At 60.7% G+C, this 9,873-nt stretch carries 5 protein-coding genes and 1 pseudogene; 1 reads left to right on the top strand and 5 read right to left on the bottom strand.

Going from position 1 to position 9,873, the window contains the following annotated elements; genetic code table 11:
- The first annotated feature begins 375 nt into the window (after window positions 1-375).
- A pseudogene (locus HMPREF1136_RS11465) lies at window positions 376-1,499 on the top strand (ISL3 family transposase).
- 137 nt (window positions 1,500-1,636) lie between these two features.
- Here HMPREF1136_RS11465 and HMPREF1136_RS02935 read toward each other — a convergent pair.
- From HMPREF1136_RS02935 to lipB, 5 genes are all read right to left on the bottom strand, one after another.
- Entirely contained in the window at window positions 1,637-4,960 is a 3,324-nt protein-coding gene (locus HMPREF1136_RS02935) for a tetratricopeptide repeat protein (protein ID WP_009647831.1), read from the bottom strand.
- A gap of 190 nt (window positions 4,961-5,150) precedes the next feature.
- Window positions 5,151-6,518 carry an NAD(P)/FAD-dependent oxidoreductase gene (locus HMPREF1136_RS02930; RefSeq protein WP_009647826.1) on the bottom strand — a complete coding sequence of 456 codons (1,368 nt, stop codon included), beginning with the start codon at window positions 6,516-6,518 and terminating at the stop codon, window positions 5,151-5,153.
- Between the two features lie 78 nt (window positions 6,519-6,596).
- Window positions 6,597-8,090, bottom strand: a complete 1,494-nt coding sequence (locus tag HMPREF1136_RS02925; protein WP_009647817.1) for a class I adenylate-forming enzyme family protein — start codon at window positions 8,088-8,090, stop codon at window positions 6,597-6,599.
- Window positions 8,087-9,154, bottom strand: coding sequence for a lipoyl synthase (lipA, locus tag HMPREF1136_RS02920; RefSeq protein WP_009647820.1), 1,068 nt, complete (start codon window positions 9,152-9,154; stop codon window positions 8,087-8,089). The genes HMPREF1136_RS02925 and lipA overlap by 4 nt, the downstream gene beginning before the upstream one ends.
- Window positions 9,151-9,828 (bottom strand): lipoyl(octanoyl) transferase LipB, encoded by a 678-nt coding sequence (gene lipB / locus HMPREF1136_RS02915; RefSeq protein ID WP_034504617.1) that lies wholly within the window; start codon window positions 9,826-9,828, stop codon window positions 9,151-9,153. The genes lipA and lipB overlap by 4 nt, the downstream gene beginning before the upstream one ends.
- Between the last annotated feature and the right edge of the window lie 45 nt (window positions 9,829-9,873).

Here is a 9,873-nt window from a genome sequence, read left to right as displayed (position 1 = left end):
CTGCCATCGCTGTGTTCATGCGCACAGTGTACTTGTTACAACAGGCGGGAATGACAACCGGAGAAAACTTGTTGCAGCTGGGACGAACGTGACGGCAATCTGAACCTCATACGCGGTGTGATTGAACAATTCTTCGCGGATGAGGGTCCGGGTAGTGTGGTTTGCGGAAGGCCCCATTGCTGCGATTGTTGCAGACAACCCCACAGGTGCAAGTAACCTGCCTACGTGCAGCTGCGCCGATAACTGGTATCGGGAATCCGGTTCTTCTGAGTTGAGTGTGGGCGAGTGGGTGTTGGTCGGGGGTTGCGGGTAGAGGTCGAGGTCTTTGATGATGAGCGGACTTCTACCCCCGGCTGTGGTCAAGGGGCCTCGACAATGTCTCACCCTACCTGCTGCTGCTCTGCGTCGCTTGATCGTTGTGATCGGTGTGATCTGCTCGTCGGTTTGGAGGGCTTCCATCTGATGAGCGTGGCTCGCACCCCAGATGCTCTGGTGCACGACATAGAGTCCTGTGATTGCCTTGCTGGGTGCCCTGGGTGTGGGCTGATTGGAGGGAGCCACCATTGCAGGATTGGCTCGACAACGGGCAACCACGTGGAATACCGTGTGGTCCCACATCAAGCCGTGCCTGCAAGCCGCATCTGATGACCCCGCCCGGTTCGCAGGCGTGCAGGTATTGGGAGTTGATGAGCACGTATGGCACCACCAGGACCGACGCCGCCGGGGCCCACGTGAACTCACCGGCATCGTAGACCTGACGCGAGGGGAGGAGCATCCCGCGGCAAGGTTGTTGGACCTGGTCCCAGGCAGGTCTGGCACCGTGTACAAGAACTGGCTAGAAGAGCGCGGAGAAGACTTCCGTGCAGGGGTGCAAATCGCGACACTGGATCCCTTCCAGGGACAGCAAGAACGCCATCGACGATCAACTCCAAGACGCAACCAGCGTGCTCGATGCCTTTCACATCGTCAAGCTCGCTGGCGACGCTCCAGGTGAGGTGCGTCGCCGCGTCCAGCAAGACACGACCGGTCACCGTGGACGCAAGGGTGATCCTCTCTATCAGATCCGCAATCTTTTGCGCGCCTCACACACGCAAGCTCACCCCACGCCAACAACAACGACTCCGTGAGGCCTTCATGGCAGATGAGGCGCATATCAGTGTCGAAGTCGCTTACTTGCTCACCCAGCAAGTGCGCGAGGTCTTCCATCAAGACACACCCGCCCAAGGCCAACGCCTGGCCGCCCGTCTCATTAAGCGCCTACCAGCCTGTCCCATCCCCGAAATCGCTCGCCTGGGCCGGACCCTACGCAAATGGAAGGACGCATTCTTGGCCTACTTCGACACAGGCGAAGCCAGCAACGCACCGCACCGAAGCCATCAACGGACATTATCGAACTAGGAAGACGCACCGCCAGAGGCTACCGCAACCTCACCAACTACCAACTCCGAATGCTCCTCATCGCAGGAAGCCTAGACGCCTCCACCCACACTCAACTCTGAAGAGCCCCATAACCAACCTCCAAACAGCATCACCGCTACACGAAAATTGCTTACACCCTATGACACCGCCCACCCACACTCAACTCGGAAGAGCCGCTTTCGATCTCTGTCACTTGCATCGCGGTTGAGGAATCGTCTTACTCGAAGCGGGCTATATCGGCAGTGAACGCATCGCGCATACTCTGGACAGTGGTAACGAGAATGTGGTCCTTACCGTAACAGGCAGTATACTTCTTAAGAATCCTATCGAACTCAGTTATTGCGTCCTCGCGCTTATCCATTCTGTCGTACGTTAGGGCGAGGTTATTCAGCACGCGTATGAACTGGGGGGCGTCGGGTGAAAGGAGTCGCTGGCACTCGCTAAGATTGAGTTGATTCGCGTCCAGTGCCCCTTTATAGTTCCCTGATTCTCTATAGACGGCTGCAAGGGTGTTACGAACAACGAGGGCCTCATGGTGGTCCGGGCCGAGAATACGGCGGTACTCGCGTATGCAACATTTCAGGAGACAGATAGATTCTGAGAACCTACATCTTATAAATAGAGCTGATGCGAGGTTGTTGATGATGGTCAAGCTGTAGGGGTGGAGCGGCCCGAGAACGCGAACGTGCTCCCTCAAGTTAAAGCTGTGCAGTTCGATTGACTCTTCGGCGCGTCCAGCATCTAGCAACGCGTCGGCTAGGTTGTTACGCGCTGTGAGTGTGTGAGGATGTTCTTGCGAAAGCAAGTCAATGTGACGCTTGAGGCAATCTCGCAAAGTGTTGATGGCAGTTGTGATGGCTTCTTTGTCGTTTTCTTTTCTAGCCTTGTCGCGGAGTGTGAGGGCATAGTTCTCTGTGACTACCAACGTGTGCTGGTGGTTTTGCTGGTACCGCTTGAGGATACTTAGAGCTATTTCAAACTCGCGAAGAGAATCATCAAAGCGCCCAAGCTCTCTGTAAGCATAGGCGAGGTTATTTCGTGCTATCTGAGTATGATGGTGCTCGTTGCCCAACAGCGTCACATAGGAGCGCAAGTTTTGTTCCAAAAGAGGAATTGAATCATAAAGTCTTCCATCATTCTGGTACGCTAGCGCAAGACTATTAAGTATAATAAGGGGAATCTCCGAGTCGTGAGAAATGCCGGTGAGATCTTCGTGTAAGATCTCCTCGAGCCTCGTAATCGCTCTGGCTGTTTGTCCGGAGTTTTGGTAAGCAAACGCGAGATTACTCCGCATGGTGAGTGTGATGCTGAAATGTGAACGGGCCTTCTCTTGATCTTCCTTCAGAAGGCTTTCAAAACGGTTAACTGCTTCATGGACCCTTCCGGCACGTTGCATAACAAGTGCATAGTTTTTTTGAATTATAGGGATGAGGTTACAGTCCCTCTGTCCCGTTGCACACACGTATTCAACTGCAGTAGCTAGTTTCTGTGCCTCGTGAGGCATTTCCAGATAGCTAATGTCTTCGAGGGTGTCGGAAAGGACTCTTGCTACATCAGGACGGTGGAGTTGAGCCTGGGAGTGTTTTTGGACAGAGATTGCGTGCAGTTGTTCGATGATTTCGGTCTTTGTCAACCGAAGCTCTGCTTCGAACTGGCTAAGATCTGATATCTGTATCAGGCCATCTCGAATCTGTTCCAGTGTTTTCTCCTGGACTGAATGCAGTTCATCGGAATTGGGATGCGCACGCGTTCCGAGTGCTTTCATATTGTCGCGGCTATGCTGACCAACGTCATGCTGGTTGTTTGAACAAGCAGTCCTGGTGGGAGGATCGTTGACAGTTGTTAGATAATATGCTGCGTGATCGTAGAGGTCGTCCTCTTGTGTTTCGGTCCATTCTTCCCTGAGGGTCCGAGCTAGGAGGCGGTGCAGCATGGTTGTGCGTTGGTCGCGGGTTGTCTGCTGAACGAGAGATCTGTCGATGAGTTCGGCTAGTGTCCGGTGCGCGTCTTCAGCCACATCTCGGTCCGCTTCAAGGAGCTCGGCTTCATTCCGTGGGTCCCAAAGGGGATCGAGCCACCGCGTCGGTACGCCCGACTCGGCAAGGACGGCGAGCGCGCCGAGCTGACGGCGCGCTGTGCCAGGTGTCCCGCGTACAAGGTGCTTTATCGCGGTATCGACGGCCAGTGCAAGTGCGCTGGCGACGCCTTGCGTGTATGAATCCCCCCGAACGGGGTGGATGACACGCGCGAGATCGTATTCCTCCAAACACTTGAAGTAATACTGGAGTGTCCAGCGTTCGTTGTGGGCTGTTGCCGCTGCCTGAGCAATGGCGAGAGGCAAGTCGCCGAGGCGATCAGCTAACGCATCCGCGGCGTCGCGATCAGTGGATTCGGTGGCCGTGAGGAGGTATTTGATCGATTCGTCTCGATTAAATACCCCGACCTTGATGGTGTCCCATCCCTGATGTTCCCAGCCTGTGTTGTTCGTTGTGGTTGCGACGACGCGTAAGCCATTGCCGCGCGGTACAAGTCCTCGAAGATCGTCGATATCCTCGACGTTGTCGAAGACGATGAGTCTGTCTGAGGGAACCGCTGATTTCAAACGGGTGAAGAGCCGATGAATAATGGTCTCGGCAGTGGGCTGGTCACTCATATTAATTTTCAGTTCTCTGGCGAGTTCGACCAGGTCGCTCGTAATGGATTCGGGCGAACCCGCATTCACCCATGCGACGAGGATCCAGTTTAAGTCTTCACACTTCTTTGCGAGAACGGCGGCAAGCTGTGTCTTTCCGCAGCCGCGCATGCCCACCAGGACCGTGGGTTGTTTCGTTGGGTTGGTGATCAGCGCATTCAAATGCTCTTGCTCGCTACGCGCGACAAACCGGTTCTCCGTCACCACGTCCGGTCGACGACCGAAAAAGACGCGGCTCGGCTTACTCTCGCTGGAGACGAGCTCGGCGACCTTGTGTGGGACATCAGCTATTGTCTCGTGTATCTGTGCCCACGTTTCGCGATTCTCTCTGTCACTCTTCAACAACTGCTTGAGGGCGAGCTGTTCGTAGTTGGATGATCGCTCAGCATAAGTAACGTAAAGCTCAGTGACCGCTTTAACCAGTTCATCGAAATATGGCACAAGGCGCTCATCTATCTGAATTCTGCTGCTTCGCGCCTGTTCTTCAAAGAGCGCGCGAACAGCGTCAGGGTCATGTACAGCTTGTTCGAGGAGCTGCTCATGATCATCGATAGCGTTTAATATATCTTCAACTTCCGCGCATGGACTCGCTAGTCGATCGGAATTAATACCGTCGCGGTGGCAGCGTTCGGACATTTCGCGCATGCGCAAAGTTAGATCTTTGTGGACGGTACGTTCGATGTCTTTCTTCGTGCCGCGTCGACCGAGAATCGCCTGAGTAAGAAAGGTTATGGGATCGCGAGCGTCAGTTACGATAGTTGCTGCCTGTTGCTGCTGGGTGGCGTTAAGCAGCATTGAGGTCAGTGCGACACCGACGTTAATTAGTGGAGTTGCTACAGGATCAACCATGAGTCAAATTGTATATTACAAGGTTTGACAGTCCTAGTGAAGCAGAGCTGAAAGAGCTAGCGTTCTTCGCGTAGGTGTGGGGCCGGAAGCTCTTGCTTCCGGCCCCACACCGTGCCTGTCTGCCTGTTTGTCAGCGCGCGCTTGCTGTGCCCGAACGCGCGCCAGAATCGACCGTTAGAGCGTGAGGTGCTCAGGCCTCGTGGATGCGCTCCTCGACGACGTCCTCGCCGGCGACGAGCTTGCCGGAGGCACCCGCCCCGAGCTGCTCCATGGCCAGGCGGCCCACCAGCTGCTGGTTCGTGGTCGTGCGCTGGGGGCGTGCGCTGGACATGAAGCTAAAGAACCAGCTGACCAGCGTGCCCACCTGCGACTTGAAGCTGACGATGTAGAGCAGGTGCAGGAAGCACCAGGCCACCCACGCGGTGAAGCCCGTCATCTTCGTGTTACCCATCTTCACGACCGCCTTGAAACGCGCGATCGTCGCCATCGAGCCCTTGTCGTTGTAGACGAACTCGGTGGCCTTCGGGGCGCGACCGGCCAGGCGGGCCGCGATCGTGTCGGCGGCAAAGCGCGCGGACTGGATCGCGCCCTGCGCGACGCCCGGCACGCCCGGGAAGGCCATCATGTCACCCAGCACGAAGATCTCGGGGTGACCCGGGAGAGTCAGGTCCTTGTTGACGGTGACGCGGCCCGCGCGGTCCACCTCGGCGCCCGTCGCCTCGCCGAGCGCCCGGCCCAGCGGACTCGCGGACACGCCCGCAGCCCACACCTTGCACACGGACTCGATCCGTTCCTCCTCGCCGGACTTGTACTTCAGGGTCACGCCCTCGGCATCCACGTCGGTCACGAACGCGTTCATCTTCATCTCGACGCCGAGCTTGGCCAGGGCCTCCTCGGTCTTGTGGCCGAGCTTCTCGCCGAACGGGGGGAGTGGGTGCTCGGCACCGTCCACCAGGATGACGCGCGCCTTCGTCGGATCGATGTTGCGGAACTCGCCCTTCAGCGTGTGAGAGGCGAGCTCGCGGATCTGTCCGGCCATCTCGACGCCCGTCGGACCCGCGCCCACGACGACGAAGGTGAGGAGCTTGCCCACCAGGGCAGGGTCGGTCTCAATCTCGGCCAGCTCGAACGCGCCGAAAATACGGGCGCGTAGCTCGAGCGCGTCGTCGATGGTCTTCATGCCCGGTGCGAACACCGCGAAGTGGTCGTTGCCGAAGTAAGACTGGCCGGCGCCCGCCGCGACGATCAGCGTGTCGTATTCGGTCTGCTCGTACTTGTTGTGGTTGCGCCACTTGACGACGCGCGCTTCGACGTCGATTTCCTCGACGAGAGCCTGCAAGACCGTGACGTTCTTCTGACGGCGCAGGATTTCGCGCGTGGTGGGGGCGATGTCGCCCTCGGAGAGGATGCCCGTGGCCACCTGGTAGAGCAGAGGTTGGAACAGGTGGTGCGACGTGCGAGCCAGGATGGTGATATCGGCGTCGACCTTCTTCAGTCGACGAGCAGCCGTGAGGCCTGCGAAACCGGAGCCGATGATGACGATGCGATGGCGGGACATAAGATCTCCTTTGATAAAGCAAGGCTAATCTTACCTAAATGTGGCGCATATAAATTGTGAGGTCGCGCGCACTCGTCTCTAGTGTCTTGACACCGCCACAATCTCAGCAGCCGCAAGGGGATCGGGCTTGCCCGTGGGCGTCGTCGGCAGCTCGTCCACGACCGCAATCCGACGCACCTTCTCCCAGGGCGCCAGCGCATCGCTCAGGGCCTCCGACAGTGCTGCGGCGTTCATCGACGAGGCTTGGGCGCGGCCCGCGGGTGAGGGCACGATGAGCGCGGCGACGATTTGCCCCCAGCGCTCGTCCGGCAGCCCCACGACGAGGGCATCGGACACCGTGTCCAGGGTTCGCAGCGCGCGCTCGACGGTGGGGGGAGCGACGAGTTCCCCAGCCGTGTTGATCATGCGGTGGGCTCGTCCCACCAGGTGTAGCCAGCCGTCCTCGTCGCGCGTAGCAAGGTCGCCGGTGTGCAGCCACTCCTCGCCGCTCACGACGCCGGGGCCTCGCACCCAGATCTCGCCCATCTCGCCTGCGTCGGCCTCGTGCTCGGGGGTGGCCATCACCCGCAGGTCCACGTAGGGGAAGGGAACGCCCAGTGACCCGGCGGGCGCGCCGCAGTCGGGCGTCGCGACCGTTCCGGCCCCCGACGTCTCCGTCATGCCCCACACGTGGATGGGGGACAGGCCGACCGCTCGCATCGTGTCCGCCAGGTCCGCCGTCATCGCGTCACCGCCGATCAGCGGGCGCACCCACGAGGACAGGTCCCCTCCGCCGCGCTCGAACTCCTCGACGAGGGCGCGCACAATCGCGGGCACAGCAAACATCATCGAGATCCGATAGCGCCCAATCGCGTCCAGCACGCCGCGCGTGTCAAAGGAACCCGGGAAACCCAACGTCACCAGCGTCCCACCGTGCGTCCACACGTCCATCGACGTGCCGTTGAAGCCGCCGATATGGCTGACGGGCGCGCACACGCCCACGACCGACGAGGTCGGCGCGTAGTCGAAGCCCTCACGAAAATTCGTCGACCCCCACCACATGACCTCGTGGGTCAGCTCAACGGGACGAGGCGTGCCCGTCGACCCTGACGTGAACAGGACGGCCGCCAGCTCGCTCCCGCAGCGCGCGGGCGCGGTGCGCATCGGCGTCGCGTGATCCACCCAGGCAGCCAGGTCGCCAAACGACGCCCGGTGCAAGCCCGTGGAAGCCAGGGCGAGCGCAGTGGGGGAGGAGGCCTCGTCGTGAAAGACCCACGAGGCCCCCACCTGCGCGCACATCGACGCGAGCGCGGAGGCGGGCATGCGCGGGGAGAGCGGAACCGTCACCGCGCGCAGCCACGAGGCCGCGACGTGCACGATGTAGTGCCACGGAGAATTTGCACCGATGACAGCCACGCGCGTGCCCTCACCGATGCCCGCCTCCGCGAAGGCACGAGCCAGGCGAGCGACCGTGTCGACCGCCTCACGCACGCTCCATTCCTCGCCCGTCACCGCGTCGACCAGGGAGAGCCGCTCAGGGTGGCGGCGCGCTGAGGCCAGCAGAGCCCGCGCGGGCGAATAGTCGGGGGTCACGAGGCCGCGGCGGCCTTCGCGGCGGCCATGGCCGCGTGACGCTCCGAGCGTTCCTTCAGGCGAGCCAGCACCGACCCGGCCTCCTGCAGCGTCGAGCCGGAGTTCGCGATGTGTTGCAGCTGCTCGGGGATCTCGAAGCCGCGGGCACGCATGCCCTTCGCCCACAGCAGGCCCGCACGGTACGAGGAACGCACAAGGGGGCCAGCCATGACACCAGCGAAGCCCATCTCCTCGGCCTCGGCGGCCATCTCCACGAACTCCTCGGGGTGCACCCAGCGGTCAATCGGGTGGTGCAGGGGAGAGGGACGCAGGTACTGCGTGAGCGTCAGCAGATCGCAGCCCGACTCGTGCAGGTCGCGCATCGCCGCGCTGATCTCCTCGCGCGTCTCGCCCATGCCCAGGATCAGATTCGACTTGGTGACCATGCCGCCGTCGTGGGCGCGCTTGATCATCGCGAGCGAGCGATCATAGTTGAAGGCCGGACGAATCTTCTTGAAAATACGCGGTACCGTCTCCAAGTTGTGCGCGAAAACCTGCGGGCCAGCCTCCACAACCATGTCGATGGAGTCAGCCTGACCGCGGAAGTCATCGACGAGGAGCTCCACACCCGTGCCCGGGTTGAGTTCGTGGATCAGACGGCACGTCTCGGCATACAGCCACGCGGCACCGTCGGGCAGGTCATCGCGGGTCACGCCCGTGATCGTCACGTAGCGCAGATCGAGGTCGCGCACAGACTCGGCGATACGACGCGGCTCGTCCTTGTCGTATTCGGTGGGACGCCCCGTCGCGATGTCGCAGAAATCGCAGCGGCGCGTGCACAGCGCACCACCCAGGAGGAACGTTGCCTCGCGGTCCTGCCAGCACTCGTAGATGTTGGGGCACCCGGCCTCGGCGCACACCGTGTGCAGGCCCTTCGCATGCGAGAGTGAACGCATGTCCTGGTAATTCTCGCCGGCCTTCGCGGTCGTGCGAATCCACTCGGGCTTCTTCTCGATCGGCGTTTGCGAGTTGCGCACCTCGATGCGCAGCAGCTTGCGGCCCTCGGGATCGGGCAGTGTACTCATAGCGTTGACCTCGTCGTGTAGGAAACAGTAGCGGGCGGGGTTGCCAGACAGGGAGCGATGCGCTCCACCATGCGTGGGATGAGCTGGGTCGCGGCCTCGGCGACGGTCGTGTGGATTCCCTCCCAGGACAGGGAGGTCACGTCCGCGTCGGTCAGGCCGCAGGGAATGATCCCCTCGAAGGCATGGGCCGGGTCGATGTCCACGTTCAGGGCGACGCCGTGCAGGGTCGCGCCGCGCGCGACCTTCAGGCCAATCGCGCAGATCTTGCGGTCGCGGCGTCCCTCCTCGGTGAGCCACACTCCCGCGCGTCCTTCGATGCGGTGGACGGGCAGGCCCCAGGCCTCACGCACCGTGCCGATGACCGAGGCCTCGACCGCGCGGATCCACTGGACGAGATCGACCGGTTCCTTCAGGTGCACGACGGGGTAGACGACGAGCTGACCCGGCCCGTGCCAGGTCGCCGACCCCGCGCGGTCCGTGCGGATCACGGGAATGGTCGTCAAGGGGATGTCCTGGGGCTTCGTGTGGCGCCCGGCCGTCCACGTGGGCGTGAACTGGGAAACGATCAGCGTGTCCTCGCCGCCTGCGAGGACCTCCTCGTGCAGGGAGCGCTGGAGCGCATCAACCTGCGAATAATCGACCAACCCTTGGTCGAGGAGACTCAAAATCTGCACGGATGTGATCATAGTCGCGGGCAGGGTCCCTTGCTTGTTGGGGGT

The sequence above is a fragment of the Actinomyces sp. ICM47 genome (genome assembly GCF_000278725.1).
Classification (GTDB): Bacteria; Actinomycetota; Actinomycetes; order Actinomycetales; family Actinomycetaceae; genus Pauljensenia.
This window is presented reverse-complemented; position numbering and strand designations above follow the sequence as displayed.